Genomic DNA, 17,721 nt, shown 5'->3' with positions numbered 1-17,721 from the left:
GACAATCGGTCGGATACGGGGAGTGTCCCCACCGTCCGGCCGAAATCACCGCCCGTTCCTCCCGTCGAGCAAGCGCTTTCGGGACGGTGCGCACCCGGGTCCACGTACCCTGATGCGGTGGGGCGCAAGACCCCGACATCGCCTTGGTGACCGTGTGTCCGGGGTGCTGTCAGTTCGTTACCCGACCCTGATCGTTAAACTGTTAACGTCGTGCGGGCACAGGTTCTCAACACTCGGTGGTGGCTGGCGAAATGACTCGAGTGGTCGTGATCGGTGATCTGATGACCGACGCCGTCGCGCGCGCGTTCCACCCGTTGGCCAGGGGTAGTGACACCCCCGCCTCGGTGGTCATGTACGGCGGCGGTTCCGGGGCCAACATCGCGTCCTGGTTGTCGGTCGAGGGCACCGAGACCACGTTCGTGGGTCGCCGGGGCTCCGACATAACCGGACGTACCCGCGAGATGGAACTCATGGGCTACGGCCTGGACTCGCGCATGGTGATGGATCCCGAGCGCGCCACCGGGCACTGCGTCGTCATGATCACCCATCGCGGTGACCGGACGATGCTCAGCGACCCGGGCGCCAACGCGCGTCTACAGCCCGAGGACCTTCCCCGCGACGTGTTCGGCCCCGACGGGCACCTGCACGTCTCCGGCTACACGCTGATCAACTCCGACTCGCGTCGCGCGGCCCGGGTGGCCCTGCGCATGGCCCGCGAGAGCGGCATGTCGATCTCGGTGGACGGCGGTTCGCACGCACCGTTGGAGCGTGCCGGCGCGGAGGACTTCCTGGAGTGGACCCAGGGCGCGCGACTGCTGTTCGTCAACGTCGACCAGGCCCGGGTGCTCACCGGCCGGGACGAGCCCGAGGCCGCCGCCAAGGTTCTGACGGCCTGGTTCCCCAACGTCGTGATCAAGCTCGGTGAGGACGGCGGCCTGTGGGCGTCCAAGACCCGTGAGGACTGTGTGAGGGCCCCGGCCGAACCGGTGGATCCGTCCCCGGGCTCGGTGGGCGCCGGCGACGCGTTCATCGCCGGCTTCCTGCCCGCGTGGTTGGCCGGCCGGCACCCCAAGGAGGCGTTGGGCCGCGCCAGCCGCCTGGCCGCCCGAGCCCTGCACCAGCCGGGCGCCCGCCCCGACCTGGGCGAGGGCCGACCGGTCCGAAGAGGCGCCCCCAGAGGCCAGCGCATCCGTTAGCAGTGTCTCTGAGCGCCTCCGCTAGCGCTTTGGCGTGTTCGGGCGCCTGGAAGTCAGGAACCTTCGGCACCTTTGGTGTGATAGCGGAAAAGCGTGCTATCCCACCGCCGGCACCTCCAGAACCCTGACGGCGCCCGAACGGGCACCCCCCGTGGTCACCACGACAGCGTCCGAACAGCGACCCCATGCGCCTCCGCCAACGCTTTGGCGTGTTCGGGTTCAGCCGCCGGTGGTGGCCAGGGTGAGCGGTAGCACCTCCGGGGCTCCGGCGCGGCGCAGCAGGGCGGCGCCGACGGTCAGGCTCCAACCGGTGTCGACCACGTCGTCCACCAGCAGCAGCGGGCCCGGGGTACTCGCCTGGAGTTCGGTCACACGTTCCTGGAGTTCCGGGTCGGCGACCAGTGACGAGTAGACCTGTCCCAGGCGCATGGCGCTGTTGTGCCGGCGTGGGCCCGGGCCGTCCTGCGTTCGGTAGGACAGCGATCCCAGGGGGACCAGCCTGCCGAGCGAGGACAGCCGGTCGGCCAGGTCCGCCACCAGGGTCGGGCGGGTGAGGGAGGGCATCGCGACCACGCCGACGGGCCGGTTCTGCCAACCCCAGGTGGCCAGGACCCGGACCACGCCTTGGAGCATCCGTTCGTCCACGGGTGCGTCGGGGGCGTCCTCGGCCAGGACACGCCGCAGTTCGTTGCCCCAGCCGATGTCGGTGATCCGGCCGAGCGCGCGGCCCTCGCCGGCCCGCAGGTTCTCGGGGATCTTCCCGGACAGGTCCACCCCCAGCGCGGACATGCCGGTGGGCCACTGGCGGCGTGGGGCCACGGGTGTGCCCGGGCGGTCCAGGTGGTCGGCGGCGGCCTTGCGGCGACCGGAGTCCACTTCGGTCGGCCAGTACCGTCCGGTGCACACGTCGCAGCGGCCGCATGCGGTGGCCTCGGGGTCGTCGAGCTGGCGGCGGAGGAACTCCATCCGGCAGGTGTCGGTGGCGATGTAGTCGAGCATGGCGCGCTGTTCGCGCTCTCGGGCGGCGCTCACCTGGGCGTAGCGTTCGGTGTCGTAGGCCCATGGCCGACCGGTGCCGACCCAGCCGCCGCGCACCCGCCGCACCGCTCCGTCCACGTCCAGCACCTTGAGCATCTGCTCCAATCGGGTGCGGCGCAGGTCGACCCGGGTCTCCAGGTGGGCGACCGACAGGGGCTTGTCGGCCTCGGCGAGCACGGCGAGGGTCTCGCGGACGGTGTCCTCCGGGGGGAAGGACAGTCCGGCGAAGTACTCCCAGATCTGGACGTCCTCGCGGCCCGGCAGCAGCACCACCTCGGCGCGGTCCACGCCACGGCCGGCACGACCGACCTGCTGGTAGTAGGAGATGGGCGACTGCGGGGCGCCCAGGTGCACCACGAATCCGAGATCGGGTTTGTCGAAGCCCATGCCCAGGGCGCTGGTGGCGACCAGTGCCTTCACCCGGTTCTCCAACAGGGCGTCCTCGGCGGCACGACGTTCGTCGGGGTCGGTGCGTCCGGTGTAGGCCAGCACTTCCAGGCCCTGTTCGGTGAGGAAGCGGGCGGTCTCCTCGGCGGCGCTGACGGTGAGGGTGTAGACGATGCCCGAACCCGGGATGGTGGGCAGGTGTTCGGCCAGCCAGCTGAGCCTGGCGGTGGGGTCGGGCAGCTCGGCCACGCCCAGGCGCAGGCTCTCGCGTTCCAGGGGACCGCGCAGCACCAGGGTGTCGGCCCGCTCCGCGCCGGCCTGGAGTTGCTCGGCCACGTCGTGGGTGACCCGTTCGTTGGCGGTGGCGGTGGTGGCCAGCACCGGCACCCCGTCGGGGAGGTCGTGCAGCAGGGAGCGGATGCGGCGGTAGTCGGGGCGGAAGTCGTGTCCCCAGTCGGAGACGCAGTGCGCCTCGTCGATGACGACCAGGCCGGCCCCCGCCGCGAGTTCGGGCAGCACCCGGTCGCGGAACTCGGGGTTGTTGAGCCGTTCCGGACTGACCAAGAGGACGTCGACCCGCCCCTGGGCGACCTCGGCGTAGGTCTGCTCCCACGCGGTGGTGTTGGTGCTGTTGATGGTGTGGGCGCGGATCCCGGCGCGTTCGGCGGCGGCGATCTGGTTGCGCATCAGGGCCAACAGCGGAGAGACGATGACGGTCGGCCCGGCGCCCTCGGCCCGACGCAGGGCGGTGGCCACGAAGTACACCGCCGACTTGCCCCATCCGGTGCGCTGCACCACCAGGGCACGGCGGTGTTCGGCGACCAGGGCGTGGATGGCGGTCCACTGGTCCTCGCGCAGTCGCGCGGAGTCGCCCGCCAGGGCGCGCAGGTGTTCCTCGGCGCGTTCGCGCAGGGCGGTGGTGTCGGTGAGGTCCGTGGGAGTGGCCATGTCCTCTTTGGTACCAGAGCCGGAGGGGGTCCGAGCGGTTGTCCACAGGCCTGGCACGGGGAGCCATCTCACAGGGACCCCCGATAACGGTAAGGAAACTTTCCAGTCTGCCGGCATTGCGCTCCGACGAAGCAGTCCGAACACTGTCCGTCAGGACTCATGTCCTCCCCGCAGTGGGAGCGCTCCCGCTACCTTCGCGCCCCACCAGAAGTACGAAAGGCACACGAGATGGCACACCCCCGCCGCCCCGCTCACGCGCGCCCACGCGGCCGCAGGCTCGGCCTGCTCGCCGCCGCCTCGGCGCTCGTGGTCGGCGCTTCAGCCCTCGCGGTGACCGATGCCGTGACCGGCGGCATCATCCCCGTCTCCGCCGAGGCCGCCGAGGTCCCCGTCGGCTCCGGTGGTTACACCGACACCCTCCCCGAGGGCTACTCGGGCCCCTCCGACCTGGACGGCAACCCGGTATCCCCCAAGGTCACGGATGACTTCGAGGGTCCCGCGCCCACCAACGAGTGGTGGTCCTCACTCATCTTCCAGCGCTACGCGGACAACCCCCACGGCGAGAACCTCTTCGCCCACCCGCTGAGCTTCCTGCCGCACTCCGGCGGCCTGGAGATGGGCTACCCCGACTCCCACCAACTCGTGGGCGACGACCTCAAGTACGAGTACACCGCCGTCTCCGACCTCAGCCTCGGCGTGGCCGGTCTGGACTCCCCCGACACCCGCACCGCCGACCACGGCGACTGGACCGTCACCGCCCACTGGGAGGGCGGCGGCTCCACCCTGCGCGTCACCCTCGGCCAGGGCCTGCCCTTCGCCTACGCGGAGACCTCCGGTGGCGCCGCGGAGGTGACCTTCGAGGGCACCCCCGACGTCTGGCACGAGGACGGATCCACCGTCGGCGCCACCGTCAACGGACGCCACTACGCCCTGTTCTCCCCCTCCGACGCCCCCTGGACCCTCTCGGGCGACACCCTCACCGCCGACACCGGTGACGACGGGTACTACTCCGTGGCCGTCCTGCCCGAGCCCGACGACCTGGACGCCTTCGCCCCCTACGCGCACTCCGTCGTCACCGACTCGCTCGTCGAGTACGACTACGACGAGGCCGCCGCCACCCTCACCAGCACCTACAGCCTGGCGACCGAGGCGCGCGAGGGCGAGGAGACCGGCACGCTCATGGCGCTCTACCCGCACCAGTGGGCGAACGTCACCGGCGACCTCACCGACCTGACCTACGCCTCACCCCGCGGTGAGATGCGCGTGTCGGAGGGCTCGTCCTTCACCACCGAGCTCACCACCCAGGGCATCATGCCCAGCCTGCCCACGGTGGACGGCGCCGACCACGATCGCATGGCCACCCTCATCGACGAGGTCCTGGCGGAGGAGGAGCTCTTCCCCGAACCCGGCGACACCTACTGGGACGGCAAGGCCATGGGACGACTCGCCCAGCTCGTGCCCATCGCCGACTCCATCGGCGACACCGAGGCCCGCGACGAACTCCTCGGCCTGGTCAAGGAACGGCTGGAGGACTGGCTGACCGTCGGCGGCACCCGCCAGTTCCACCACGACGCCGAATGGGGCGCCATGCTCGGCTACCCCGACAGCTTCGGCGCCGCCACCGAGCTCAACGACCACGACTTCCACTACGGATACTTCGTCTCGGCGGCCGCCACGGTCGCCCGCTACGACGCCGAATGGGCGGCCGAGGACGCCTGGGGCGGCATGATCCGTCTCCTCATCCGCGACGTGGCCTCCACCGACACCGACGACGAGATGTTCCCGCGTCTGCGGTCCTTCTCCCCCTACGCCGGACACGGCTGGGCCTCCGGCCACGCCGGGTTCGCCGCCGGCAACAACCAGGAGTCCTCCTCCGAGGGCATGCACTTCGCTGCCGCCACCGCGCACTTCGGCGCGCTGACCGGCGACGAGGAACTCCGCGACCTGGGCGTGTACCTGCACACCACCCAGGCCTCCACCATCGCCCGCTACTGGCAGGACCAGGGTGGTGAGACCTTCCCCGAGGACTACCCCGAGGACGTCGTCGGCATGGTCTGGGGAGACGGCGGCGACTACCGCATCTGGTGGGACGGCGGCCACGAGGAGCACTACGGCATCAACTACCTGCCCATCACCGCCGGTTCCCTCTACCTGGGCCACGACCCCGAGCACGCCGGGGCGATCTACGAGTCGCTCGTCGACAAGCTCGGCGGCGAACCCGAGATCTGGCGCGACATCCACTGGGCGCACCGGGCCCTGTCCGACGGGGACGACGCCCTGCGCATGTTCGAGGAGCAGTGGGAGACCTACGAACCCGAGGAGGGCGGTTCCAAGCCGCACACCTACCAGTGGGTGTCCACCCTCGCCGAGTTCGGCACCGTGGACGTCTCCGTGACGGCCGACACCGCGCACTACGCGGTCTTCGACGACTCCGGGACCCGTACCCACACGGCGTTCAACCCGACCTCCGAGCCCCTCACCGTCGGCTTCTCCGACGGGACCACCCTGGAGGTCCCCGCCGGCGAGACCGCCGTGACCAGCGGTTAGGGGCCGCCACGCAGCGTTGAGGGTTTTCCGTCCCCGGCACGGTGCCGGGGACGGAAAACCCTCTCCGGGCCGGCGCGAAACCCCGTTGCAGCGCGACTCACACACGCCCGACCACGCTCCCGTGTACGTTTCAGTCACCGGGGCAGGCCAGAATTACGGACATGGCCCGTACTACTTCCCGTCCCCCCGAGGATCTCGCCGAGAAGATCATCGACATCGACGTCTCCGAGGAGATGCGCGGCAGCTTCCTGGAATACGCGTACTCGGTGATCTACCAACGCGCCCTACCGGACGCACGCGATGGCATGAAGCCGGTTCAACGGCGCATCCTCTACCAAATGAACGAGATGGGTCTGCGGCCCGACCGCGGACACGTCAAGTGCGCCCGCGTGGTCGGGGAGGTGATGGGCCGACTCCACCCCCATGGCGACTCCGCCATCTACGACGCCCTGGTGCGGCTCAGTCAGTCCTTCGCCATGCGCGTGCCCCTGGTCGACGGCCACGGCAACTTCGGTTCCCTGGGCGGCGACGACGCCCCGGCCGCCATGCGTTACACCGAGGCTCGCCTGGACCACCCCGCCGAGCTGCTGGTGTCCTCCATCGACGAGGACGTCGTCGACTTCAAACCGAACTACGACGGCCAGGAGACCGAGCCCGAGGTCCTTCCCGCGGCCTTCCCCAACCTCCTGGTCAACGGCACCAGCGGCATCGCCGTCGGTATGGCCACCAACATGGCCCCGCACAACCTCGGTGAGGTCGTCGCGGCCGCCCGCCACCTCATCGCCAACCCCGAGGCGGAGCTGGACGAGCTCATGGAGTTCGTCCCCGGCCCCGACCTGCCCACCGGCGGCACCATCGTCGGTCTCGACGGCGTCCGCGACGCCTACCGCAAGGGCCGCGGCACCTTCAAGACGCGGGCGACCGTGGCCATCGAGAAGGTGTCGGCCCGCCGCACCGGCCTGGTCGTCACCGAACTGCCCTACAGCGTCGGCCCCGAGAAGGTCATCGCGCGCATCAAGGAACTGGTGCAGTCCAAGAAGCTCCAGGGCATCTCGGACCTGAAGGACCTCACCGACCGCAACCAGGGCCTGCGTCTGGTCATCGAGCTCAAGAACGGCTTCAACCCCGAGGCCGTCCTGGAGGAGCTGTACCGGCTCACGCCGATGGAGGAGTCCTTCGGCATCAACAACGTGGCCCTGGTCGAGGGCCAGCCGCAGACCCTGGGCCTGCGCGAACTCCTTCAGGTCTACGTCGGCCACCGTCTCGAAGTGGTGCGTCGGCGCAGCGAGTTCCGCCGCAAGAAGCGCCGGGAGCGCCTGCACCTGGTCGACGGTCTGGTCGTCGCCCTGCTCGACATCGATCGGGTGATCGGACTCATCCGCGAGGCCGACGACACCGCGGCGGCCCGTGAGGCCCTCATGGGCGCCTACGAGCTGTCCGAGATCCAGGCCCGCTACATCCTCGACACCCCGCTGCGTCGTCTGACCCGCTTCGACCGGCTGGAGCTGGAGACCGAGCGGGAGAAGCTGAACAAGGAGATCGACGAGCTCACCGCGATCCTGGAGTCGGACAACAAGCTCCGTCGCCTGGTGTCCAAGGAGCTCAACGAGGTCTCCAAGAAGTTCGCCACCCCCCGACGCACCCAGTTGCGCGAGAGCGACGGCGCCACCCGCTCCGCCGTGATCCCGCTGGAGATGGCCGACCAGCCCTGCCACGTACTGTTCGGCGTGGACGGCCGGATCGTCCGCACCAAGGGCGCCACGCTGCCCCGCCCCTACGATGGGCTGCGCGTGGCGCACGACACGGTCCACGTGTCGATCCCCACGACCTCGCGTTCGGATGTCGGCCTGGTCACCGCCCTGGGCCGGATGATCCGGGTCCCGGTCGTGGAACTACCGGAGCTACCGGCCCCGGTCGAGGGTGAGGAGGACCCGCCCCCGCCGCTCACGCACGGGCTCGACGTGAGCGAGTTCGTCGCGCTCGACGGGGACGAGACCGTGGTGAGCGTGGTGTCGATGCGCGTCGACGGACCCGGGTTCGTCGTGGGCACCCTGGGCGGTGTGGTCAAGCGGGTCGCCCCCGACTACCCGCCCAACAAGGACGACTTCGAGATCATCACGCTCAAGGACGACGACCGGATCATCGGAGCCACCCAGCTGTCCACGGGTGAGGAGGATCTCGCCTTCGTCACCTCCGAGGCGCAGCTCCTGCGCTTCTCCGCCTCGACGGCGCGTCCCCAGGGGCGCCCCGCCGGGGGGGTGTCCGGTGTCAGGCTGGCCGAGGACGCCCGCGTATTGTGGTTCGGTGCGGTGCCGAGCCCCGAGGACTCGGTCGTGGTGACCGTGTCCGGTAGCGGTAACGCCCTCACGGGTACACAGGCCGGATCGGCCAAGGTCACCCCGTTCGAGTCCTACCCGGCCAAGGGACGGGCCACCGGGGGCGTACGCTGCCACCGCTACCTCAAGGGAGAGGACACCCTGCTCTTCGCGTGGGTGGGACGTTCACCGGCCAGGGCTTCGCGTGCCGACGGCAAGCCGGTTCGACTTCCCGACCTCACCGAACGGCGGGACGGTTCCGGCGAGGCGCTTCCACGCGCCATCACCACCGTGGGTAGCGGACAGACCGACTCCGGTATCTCGGCACCCGAGTAGGACGCCTGAGGTCCCGTGGGTGCGGGCCGTACACGGATTCGACTCCGTGTACGGCCCGCACCCCTGCGACCATCCACTTAGGGAGAGAGAACGCATGAGCGTGAACGAGGACGCCACTGCCCCGGGGCCCTTCGACGACGTGTTCGGCGCCAACGCCGCCTACGCCGAGAACTATTCGCTGGCCGGTCTGAAGCCGCTGGCCGCCCGTGGCCTGGCCCTGGTCACGTGCATGGACTCACGTATCGAACCACTGGAGATGTTGGGCCTGGAGCCCGGCGACGCCAAGATCCTGCGCAACGCGGGCGCCCGGGTCACCGATGACACCCTGCGCACCCTGGTCCTGGCCGTGTACCTGCTGGGGGTGGACCGCGTGCTGATCCTGCCGCACACCCGCTGCAAGATGGCCTCCGTGACCGGCGACCAGATGGTCCACGACCACATCATGGACGAGTACGGGGTGGACACCCGCAGTCTGGAGTTCCACACCGACAACGACCAGTTGGGCGCTCTCCGGCACGACCTGGAGCGGATCCGGCACCACCCGCTGCTGCCCGAAGGGCTGCCGGTGACGGGCGCGATCTACGACGTGGACACGGGCAGGGTCTCCCCCACCGGCCTTTGATGTGTCGGGGCCGCCGAGACCGGGGATCACTCCAGTGGGCGCGGGGACCTCGGCCGCCTCCCGGCACCGGGCCCACGCCCGCCCGTCCACCCCGGCGGGAATGCGGTCCCTTCCGCGGATCGTTGTGCCTTGTCCGGTGTGGCGTCGAGAGGAGCACCGTGGCAGAGAGCACCTACGACACCTTCAACCAGGCCCGCATCTTCCTGGATCTGGGCGATCCCATCTACGCCGCCCGCATCCTGGAGCCCGTGGTGGAGAACGAACCCGGCAGCCTCTCCCTCCTGGAGTTGCTGGGTCGCGCCTACTTCTACTCCGCACAGCTCAACAGAGCCGAGGCGACCTTTCGCAAGCTCATCGAGCTGGACCCCGTGGACAACTGGGCCCACATCGCGCTGGCCCGCACCCTGGAACGGCAGAACCGCCATGAGGAGGCGGCCACCTACAGGCGGATGTACGCGGTGATGTCCGGGGGGTCCCTGGACTGATCGGAGCACTCGCGGGGCCGGACCCACCCTCGTCCGGCCCTTCGTCGTGTCCGTCACCGGTCGGGGCTAGGCTGCGGACATGGCTCCCGAACGACCCGAACAGACCCCGGACGAGGACGTCCCCTGGGTCGATCGATGTTCCGACAGCGTCCGGTCCTGGGCGGACGAGGCGGTGCGCAAGGTGATCGCCGACGACACCCGTTCGGCCGACACCCACCTGCACGTGTTCCCGTTGCCCCCGGAGTGGGGCATCGACCTGTACCTGAAGGACGAGTCGGTGCACCCCACCGGCAGTCTGAAGCACCGGCTGGCACGTTCGCTGTTCCTGTACGGACTGGCCAACGGGTGGATCACCGAGGGCACCACGATCGTGGAGGCCAGCTCCGGGTCGACGGCGGTCTCGGAGGCCTACTTCGCGCAGCTGCTGGGCCTGGACTTCGTGACGGTGGTTCCGCGCAAGACCAGCCCGGAGAAGATCGCGCTCATCGAGCGCTACGGGGGCCGCTGCCACTTCGTGGACGATCCGCCGGCGATGTACAGCGAGGCGGAACGGCTGGCCGCCGAGAGCGGCGGCCACTACATGGACCAGTTCACCTACGCCGAGCGCGCCACGGACTGGCGGGGCAACAACAACATCGCCGTGTCGATCTTCGAACAGCTGGCGATGGAACGCCACCCCCACCCGGAGTGGATCGTGGTGGGCGCGGGCACCGGCGGCACCTCGGCGACCATCGGCCGCTACGTCCGCTACCGGCGGCTGCCCACCCGGCTGGCGGTGGTGGACCCGGAGAACTCGGCGTTCTTCCCCGGTTGGGTGACCGGGGCGCACGACTACGCCACCGGCATGCCGTCGCGGATCGAGGGCATCGGGCGGCCTCGCATGGAACCCAGCTTCGTCCCGTCGGTGATCGACCTGATGATGCCGGTGCCCGACGCCGCGAGCATCGCCGCGATGCGCCACCTCAACGACCTCACGGGACGTAGCGCGGGCGGCTCCACCGGCACCAACCTGTGGGGCGTGTGGCACCTGATCGCCAGGATGCGTCGAGAGGGTCGCAAGGGCAGCGTGGTCACGCTGATCTGTGACGGTGGCGAGCGCTACCTGCACAGTTACTACAACGACGAGTGGGTGTCGGAGAGGGGTCTGGACCCCACCCCGTACCGGGCGGCCATCGACCGGTTCCTCGCCGAGGGCGTGTGGGAGCCGCCCAAGACACCCTGAGCCGACGATCGAACGCCACGGGGCCCGCGCCGGAGGTCTTCCCTCACGGCGCGGGCCCCGTTGACGTTCACGGGCCTGTCAGGCGTCGATGCGCTCCAGGTCCAGTTCCTGGGCGCCCTCCTGGATGAACCGGCGGCGCGGAGCCACCTCGTTGCCCATCAGCAGGTTGAACACGGACGCGGCCTCCTCTGCCTGCTCCACCCGGATCCGGCGCAGGGTGCGGTGGTGCGGGTCCATGGTGGTCTCGGCGAGCTGGTCGGCGTCCATCTCACCCAGACCCTTGTACCGCTGCACCGGCTCCTTCCAGGAGATCTTGCGCTTCTCCAGGTCCAGCATGGTGCGTTGGAGCTCGGCGTCGGAGTAGGTGTAGATGTAGCGGTCCTCGGGCTTGGCCCCGCGCTTGCGCCGCACGTTGGTCAGCTCGATGCGGTGCAGCGGCGGCACGGCCGCGAACACCCGACCGGCCTCCAGCATGGGGCGCATGTACCGATAGATCAGGGTGAGCAGCAGGCAGCGGATGTGGGCGCCGTCGACGTCGGCGTCGGCCATCAGGATGATCCGGCCGTAACGCGCGGCGTCGATGTCGAAGGTCCGCCCCGAACCGGCCCCGATGACCTGGAGGATCGCGGCGCACTCGGCGTTCTTGAGCATGTCCGCGACCGAGGACTTCTGGACGTTGAGGATCTTGCCTCGGATGGGCAGCAGCGCCTGGAACTCCGAGTCCCGGGCCAGCTTGGCGGTGCCCAGCGCCGAGTCACCCTCGACGATGAACAGCTCGCTGTGCTCCAGTCCTTCACTGCGGCAGTCCACCAGTTTGGCGGGCAGGGCCGAACTCTCCAGCGCGTTCTTGCGGCGCTGGGTCTCACGCTGCTGGCGGGCGGCCAGGCGGGCCTTGGCCGCACCGACCACCTTCTCCATGACCAGGCGGGCCTTGGCCTTCTCCGTCTTCTTGGTGGAGGTGAGGAAGTCTCGCACGCCCTGACCGACCACCTGGGAGACGATCCGGGAGGCCGCGGAGGTGCCCAGGATCTCCTTGGTCTGCCCCTCGAACTGGGGTTCGGGCAGCCGTACGGTGACGACCGCGGTGAGCCCCTCCTGGGTGTCGTCCTTGGTGACCGGGTCGTCGCTGTTCCTCAGCAGCTTGGTGGCGCGCAACTGGTCGTTGATCACCCGGACCAGGGCGCGCTCGAAGCCGTTGATGTGGGTGCCGCCCTTGGGCGTGGAGATCACGTTGACGAAGGAGCGGACGTTGGTGTCGTAGCCGGTCCCCCAGCGCAGGGCCACGTCCACGTCCAGCCGGCGTTGGACGTCGGCGGGCACCATGTGGCCGGACTCGTCCAGCACCGGGACGGTCTCGTTGAAGTTGCCGGTGCCCTGGATGCGCAGGACGTCGCTGACGGCGTCGTCGGGTGCCAGGAAGGTACAGAACTCGCTGATCCCGCCGTCGAAGCGGAACTCCTCGGTGTAGACGGGGTCGCCCTCGGTCCGCTCGTCGCGCACGGCGATGGTCAGCCCCGGCACGAGGAAGGCGGTCTGGCGGGCCCGGTCCAGCAGGTTCTGCCGAACGATCTCGGCTTCCTTGAGGAAGATCTGGGAGTCCGGCCAAAAACGGGTGCGGGTGCCGGTGATCTTCTTGGCGACCTTGCGGACCTGCTCCAGACCGGAGACCGGGGTGAACTCGGCGTCGGGGCCGTCACCGGCGAACCGTCCGGCGATGCCGCGGTGGAAGCTTATGGCGTGGGTGTGGCCCTGCCGGTCGACCTCGACGTCCACCCGGGCGGACAGGGCGTTGACGACTGAGGCGCCGACGCCGTGCAGACCACCGGAGGCGGTGTAGGAGCCGGATCCGAACTTGCCGCCCGCGTGGAGCTTGGTCATGATCAGCTCGACACCGGGCATCCCCGACCGGGGCTCGATGTCCACCGGGATACCGCGACCGTCGTCGCTGACGGAGACGGAACCGTCCGCGTGCAGCGTCACGTCGATGCGTCCGCAGTAGCCGCCCAGCGCCTCGTCGACGGAGTTGTCGATGATCTCCCACATGCAGTGGGTGAGGCCACGGCTGTCGGTGGACCCGATGTACATGCCCGGCCGTTTGCGAACCGCTTCGAGGCCCTCGAGGACCGACAGGTGCCGGGCGGAGTAATCCTCGGGGTCGTGGACGGCTGCGGTCAAGGCGGTCACTCGGACATCTCCTGCGTCTTGTGGGCCATCGGGGGCGCTGATGCGGCGTGTGCCCTTTGTACCGCGCCGCACCGACGGTTGAAGGGGCCAGGTTACGACGGGCCGAAGGCTGTGTCGTGACGCGGGCCGTATGGGTGGGGTCGTGTCTTCCCCGGTCGTGTCTTCCCCGAGAAAGGGGCGCCTCCCCGACGTCGCCGCCGGGAGCGCTGCGACCGGCTCCACCGACGGAGTCGGGAATCGGTCGGGCCTGCCCCGCGCGAGACTACCACCTCTGACGGTTGCGACCTGGATACGCCCGATTTCCGGGGATAGCCAGGGCCTACCGATGGGTACAACGAGGAGGAGACAAGACGTCGGAACAGAAAGGCCCCACTCTGCATCTTCCAGACACGAACCGGGCGGATTCCGCTGTCGGCGTACACGGGATCAGGTTGGGAACGTCTGGGTCGGGTTAGATGTTGTCAGAGGTGACTAACGCCGAGTATTGAGGATGGCGAAGTGACTGGAACCCTTGCCCCCACTCAGCCGCTGACGGCTGCCGACCGTTGCGACCGCTGTGGTGCACAGGCCTACGTCCGGGTACTGCTGAATTCCGGCGGTGAGCTTCTGTTCTGTGCGCACCACATGCGCAAACACGACGACTCGATCCGCAAGATCGCCTCGGACATCCAGGACGAGACGAGCAAGCTCACCGAGAGCGAGAACAGCGGCGGGGATGAGCGTTAGCCACAACGAGCACGATTGCGATGACGGCGGCTCCCGAGGGGGCCGCCGTCGTCGTTCCCGGGTCGATCGTGCGTCGGGGCGCGTGCGGCCTCATCTCGTGAGCACCCGGTTGTGGTACCGGCAGACCTCGACGAACCCGGCGCCCCGGTACAGGCTCAGCGCCGGCCCGTTGCCGGCCACCACGCACAGGTAGGCGTTCCGGGCGCCCTCGTCGTGTGCCCGGGTGAGCAGGTCCCACAGGATCGTCCGGGCCACTCCCCGCCCTCGGGCCTCCGGCGCGGTGACCATCGCGCAGATCGCCACCGAATCCCCGTTCAGCACCGCGCAGCCACGGCCGTCCCCACTCTCGTGGACGCCGTACGCCGCGGTCACCCCTCCCAGGATGCGCGCCACCCCTTCGGCCCACGACGGGTCGTCACCCGCGAACGGTTCGACCCATTCCTTCGTGGGGCGGTCCGTGATCCGTGTGCGTCCGGGACCGTCGGGGCGTTCGTCCAGGTCACGGGCCAGGACCAGACTGGGTTCCACGGTCTCGTAACCGTGTTCGGCCAGTCGCCCGTCCACACTCTCCTGCCCCGGCCACACCTGCGCGCAGGGGGTCAGGCCTCGTTCCCGGTAGAACGCGGTGACCTCCGCGACGTCCGCGTCGAGGTCCTCCACCAGTGCGGAGTTGGCCCGCTTGGTGACGCCGTCGGCCACCCCGAACCGCCACCCTCCACGGCTCTGGACCTGGAACGGGGGCCAATCCCTGGACACTCTCGCCGCCCAAGCGTGCATGTTCGTTTCCTCACCCGTCGCCGAGTACCGGATCCTATCCACCGGCCTCGGGGCACGATCTAGCATGGGTGCGGGTTCCCCAGGCCCCCAGGCGTCCACGATCCAGAAGATAGAGAACCATCCATGCTCATCCTGCTCCCGCCCTCCGAGGGCAAGGCCACTTCCGGTGACGGTCCACGCCTGGACGTCGACGCGCTCACCCTGCCCGGGCTGGCCGCGGATCGGGAACGGGTCATGGCGGCGCTCCACGAACTGTGCTCCGGCCCCGAGGACACGGCCCGCGAGGTCCTGGGGCTGTCCGTCTCACAGACCGAAGCGCTCAAGCGCAACCTGGACCTGGCCACCGCGCCCACCCTGCGCGCCGCGGACCTGTACACGGGGGTGCTCTACGACCGTCTGGGACTACCCGGGTTGCTCACCGAACACGACGCCCGCGTACGCGAACGGATCCTGGTGTTCTCCGGGCTGTGGGGGGTGGTGGGCCCGGCCGACCACCTGCCGCCCTACCGTCTGTCCATGGGTGTGAGGTTGCCGCCCTTGGGTGGTCTGGGCGCCTACTGGCGCAAGGCGCTCACCGACCCGCTGGGCGAACTCGCCGAGGGACGTCTGCTCGTGGACTGCCGTTCGGCGTCCTACGCCGCGGCGTTCAAGCCGGCCGGTGAAACCGCCGAACGAACCGTGGCCGTGCGGGTCCTGCGCGAACGCGAGGTGGACGGTCGGGTGAAGCGTTCCGTGGTCAGCCACATGGCCAAGGCCACCCGCGGGGACGTCGCCCGGATCCTGATCACCGAGAACGTCCAGGCCCGCACCCCCGAGGAGTTGGTGACGGCGCTACGCGACCTCGGCCACACCATCGAGCTCCAGCAGGCCGCCAAGCCGGGCACCGCACGCACGATGGACGTGGTGGTCCGGGATTAGCGGTACGTGCTCCACTCGACCGAAGCGTGCACGAAATCGGACCAGGTGGATTTTATGCCACACCTACAGTGCGTGGGGCAGCATGGAACCCATCGGATGGAGATCGGACTCCGTGCGGGGGATTGAACAGCCCGGCGCTACGCGAGGGACACGCGGGGGTCGCCACACGCCCGTGAGCGGGCCGGGCATGAGAAAACGAAAGGCGCGCCTTCCCGAGGGAGGGCGCGCCTTCGCTGTCTCAGTCCACGGCTGTGGTCCGTTCCTGGGCCGACCGACTAGTCCAGGTAATCGCGGAGCACCTGCGAACGCGACGGGTGACGGAGCTTCGACATCGTCTTGCTCTCGATCTGCCGGATGCGCTCACGGGTGACCCCGTAGACCTTGCCGATCTCGTCTAAAGTCTTGGGCTGGCCGTCGGTGAGCCCGAAGCGCATGGAGACCACACCGGCCTCGCGCTCGGACAGGGTGTCCAGCACCGAGTGCAGCTGCTCCTGGAGCAGGGTGAAGCTGACCGCCTCGCCCGGCTGGATCGCCTCGGAGTCCTCGATGAGGTCACCGAACTCGCTGTCGCCGTCCTCGCCCAGCGGGGTGTGCAGGGAGATCGGCTCGCGACCGTACTTCTGCACCTCGACGACCTTCTCCGGGGTCATGTCGAGTTCCTTGGCCAGCTCCTCCGGGGTGGGCTCGCGGCCCAGGTCCTGGAGCATCTGACGCTGCACGCGGGCCAGCTTGTTGATGACCTCGACCATGTGCACCGGGATACGGATGGTGCGGGCCTGGTCGGCCATCGCGCGGGTGATCGCCTGACGGATCCACCAGGTGGCGTACGTGGAGAACTTGAAGCCCTTGGTGTAGTCGAACTTCTCCACCGCGCGGATCAGACCGAGGTTGCCCTCCTGGATCAGGTCCAGGAACAGCATGCCGCGACCCGTGTAGCGCTTGGCCAGGGAGACCACCAGACGCAGGTTCGCCTCAAGCAGGTGCTTCTTGGCGCGGCCTCCGTCCTCGGAGATCCACTCCAGCTCGTCGCGAAGCTCGAAGGTGAGGACGTCGTCCTCCTCGGAGAGCTTCTCCTCGGCGAACAGGCCGGCCTCGATGCGCTTGGCGAGCTCGACCTCCTGCTCGGCGTTGAGCAGCGGCACCTTACCGATCTGCTTCAGGTAGTCCTTGACCGGGTCCGCGGTGGCACCGGCCGCGACCACCTGGGCGGCGGGGGCGTCGTCGTCATCGTCGTACAGGACGAAGGAATCGTCGTCCTTGCCGGACTTGACCGGGGCACCGACCGTCTCCGGCTTGGTCGGCTTGACGGAATCGGTGTCCGGGGTGTCCTCGACCAGCTCCAGCTCGGCGCCGGTGTGCTCAAGGTCGTCGTCCAGGCCCTCATCGGCCGTGTCACCGGCGTCGGGCGCCAGCTCCAGGTCCTTCTTGGTGGACTTCTTGGTCGCCGCCTTCTTGGCCGGGGCCTTGGCCGCCGCGGTCTTCTTGGTGGCCGCCTTCTTGGGGGTGGCCGCCTTCTTCGCGGTGGCCTTCTTGGCCGCGGGCTTCTTCTCGGCGGTCTCCTCGGAGTCGACGACGGCGGTGACCGTCTCCGGCTGCTCCTGGGCGGCCGCCGCGGCGCGCGCGGGCTTGCTGGTCGAGCGGGTGGTGGTGCTGGACCGAGACGTGGTGGTCTTACGCCGCGTGGTCTTGCGCCGGGAGGAGGCCGACTCCGGAACCAGTACGGTCACACCCTCCTTCGCGAGGCTGCGGAGCACCGACTGCGCCTGCGACATCGGGATTTCGGCCTCTTCGAAGGCACGGCGCACGTCCTCGGGCTCAAGAAAGCCCTGGGACCGCCCACGCTCGATCAGCTGCTGAATGACGGGCTCTTGCAGTGACTCGGACTGCTTCGAGCGAGTCGAACTGGCAGATGACACAAACACCTCTCGAACGGACGTGTGGCGAGATTCGTCGGACCCGGTGGTCCGGATGGCCGGGACCGGGTACTGCACCCTCTCCCACCTGCGGCCAGGGATCTTCC

Annotated in this window: 12 protein-coding genes; 8 read left to right on the top strand and 4 right to left on the bottom strand. The window is 69.2% G+C overall.

The window, feature by feature from the left end:
- Window positions 1–260: 260 nt before the first annotated feature.
- Window positions 261–1,196, top strand: a complete 936-nt coding sequence (locus ACWGSK_RS21965; protein WP_358514306.1) for a carbohydrate kinase family protein — start codon at window positions 261–263, stop codon at window positions 1,194–1,196.
- Window positions 1,197–1,415: 219 nt separating this feature from the next.
- Here ACWGSK_RS21965 and ACWGSK_RS21960 read toward each other — a convergent pair whose 3' ends face one another.
- Window positions 1,416–3,569, bottom strand: coding sequence for a RecQ family ATP-dependent DNA helicase (locus ACWGSK_RS21960; protein WP_358514271.1), 2,154 nt, complete (start codon window positions 3,567–3,569; stop codon window positions 1,416–1,418).
- A gap of 228 nt (window positions 3,570–3,797) precedes the next feature.
- Here ACWGSK_RS21960 and ACWGSK_RS21955 point away from each other — a divergent pair, with 228 nt between their 5' ends.
- From ACWGSK_RS21955 to ACWGSK_RS21935, 5 genes are all read left to right on the top strand, one after another.
- Window positions 3,798–6,116, top strand: a complete 2,319-nt coding sequence (locus ACWGSK_RS21955) for a glycosyl hydrolase (protein ID WP_452456599.1) — start codon at window positions 3,798–3,800, stop codon at window positions 6,114–6,116.
- A gap of 161 nt (window positions 6,117–6,277) precedes the next feature.
- Window positions 6,278–8,767, top strand: a complete 2,490-nt coding sequence (locus tag ACWGSK_RS21950; protein ID WP_358514267.1) for a DNA gyrase/topoisomerase IV subunit A — start codon at window positions 6,278–6,280, stop codon at window positions 8,765–8,767.
- Between the two features lie 94 nt (window positions 8,768–8,861).
- Window positions 8,862–9,389, top strand: coding sequence for a beta-class carbonic anhydrase (locus ACWGSK_RS21945; protein ID WP_358514007.1), 528 nt, complete (start codon window positions 8,862–8,864; stop codon window positions 9,387–9,389).
- 158 nt (window positions 9,390–9,547) lie between these two features.
- Window positions 9,548–9,874 (top strand): tetratricopeptide repeat protein, encoded by a 327-nt coding sequence (locus ACWGSK_RS21940; protein ID WP_067603374.1) that lies wholly within the window; start codon window positions 9,548–9,550, stop codon window positions 9,872–9,874.
- 79 nt (window positions 9,875–9,953) lie between these two features.
- Window positions 9,954–11,096 (top strand): L-cysteine desulfhydrase Cds1, encoded by a 1,143-nt coding sequence (locus ACWGSK_RS21935; protein ID WP_358514010.1) that lies wholly within the window; start codon window positions 9,954–9,956, stop codon window positions 11,094–11,096.
- 78 nt (window positions 11,097–11,174) lie between these two features.
- Here ACWGSK_RS21935 and ACWGSK_RS21930 read toward each other — a convergent pair whose 3' ends face one another.
- On the bottom strand, window positions 11,175–13,280 hold the full coding sequence (locus ACWGSK_RS21930; RefSeq protein WP_358514012.1) for a DNA gyrase/topoisomerase IV subunit B: 2,106 nt from the start codon (window positions 13,278–13,280) through the stop codon (window positions 11,175–11,177).
- Window positions 13,281–13,778: 498 nt separating this feature from the next.
- On the opposite strand from ACWGSK_RS21930, the gene ACWGSK_RS21925 reads away from it, so the two are divergent.
- Window positions 13,779–14,006, top strand: coding sequence for a DUF7455 domain-containing protein (locus ACWGSK_RS21925; RefSeq protein WP_067603379.1), 228 nt, complete (start codon window positions 13,779–13,781; stop codon window positions 14,004–14,006).
- 90 nt (window positions 14,007–14,096) lie between these two features.
- Here the strand turns inward: ACWGSK_RS21925 and ACWGSK_RS21920 are convergent, their stop codons facing one another.
- A complete protein-coding gene (locus ACWGSK_RS21920) occupies window positions 14,097–14,783 on the bottom strand; it encodes a GNAT family N-acetyltransferase (protein ID WP_358514014.1) in 687 nt (228 codons plus the stop codon).
- Window positions 14,784–14,906: 123 nt separating this feature from the next.
- Here ACWGSK_RS21920 and yaaA point away from each other — a divergent pair, with 123 nt between their 5' ends.
- Window positions 14,907–15,701, top strand: a complete 795-nt coding sequence (gene yaaA, locus ACWGSK_RS21915; RefSeq protein ID WP_358514016.1) for a peroxide stress protein YaaA — start codon at window positions 14,907–14,909, stop codon at window positions 15,699–15,701.
- A 275-nt stretch (window positions 15,702–15,976) separates the two neighbouring features.
- Here yaaA and ACWGSK_RS21910 read toward each other — a convergent pair whose 3' ends face one another.
- Entirely contained in the window at window positions 15,977–17,617 is a 1,641-nt protein-coding gene (locus ACWGSK_RS21910; protein ID WP_358514018.1) for an RNA polymerase sigma factor, read from the bottom strand.
- Between the last annotated feature and the right edge of the window lie 104 nt (window positions 17,618–17,721).

The organism is Nocardiopsis sp. NPDC055551, from assembly GCF_053619415.1.
Note: the sequence above shows the minus strand (reverse complement) of the source record. Positions and strands in the feature narration are given on the sequence as shown.

Bases quoted from the DNA above. Each gene is read 5' to 3' on its own strand.
- ACWGSK_RS21960 (WP_358514271.1), bottom strand. From the start codon at position 3,569: ATGGCCACTCCCACGGACCTCACCGACACCACCGCCCTGCGCGAACGC.
- ACWGSK_RS21955 (WP_452456599.1), top strand. From the start codon at position 3,798: ATGGCACACCCCCGCCGCCCCGCTCACGCGCGCCCACGCGGCCGCAGG.
- ACWGSK_RS21950 (WP_358514267.1), top strand. From the start codon at position 6,278: ATGGCCCGTACTACTTCCCGTCCCCCCGAGGATCTCGCCGAGAAGATC.
- ACWGSK_RS21945 (WP_358514007.1), top strand. From the start codon at position 8,862: ATGAGCGTGAACGAGGACGCCACTGCCCCGGGGCCCTTCGACGACGTG.
- ACWGSK_RS21935 (WP_358514010.1), top strand. From the start codon at position 9,954: ATGGCTCCCGAACGACCCGAACAGACCCCGGACGAGGACGTCCCCTGG.
- ACWGSK_RS21920 (WP_358514014.1), bottom strand. From the start codon at position 14,783: ATGCACGCTTGGGCGGCGAGAGTGTCCAGGGATTGGCCCCCGTTCCAG.
- yaaA (WP_358514016.1), top strand. From the start codon at position 14,907: ATGCTCATCCTGCTCCCGCCCTCCGAGGGCAAGGCCACTTCCGGTGAC.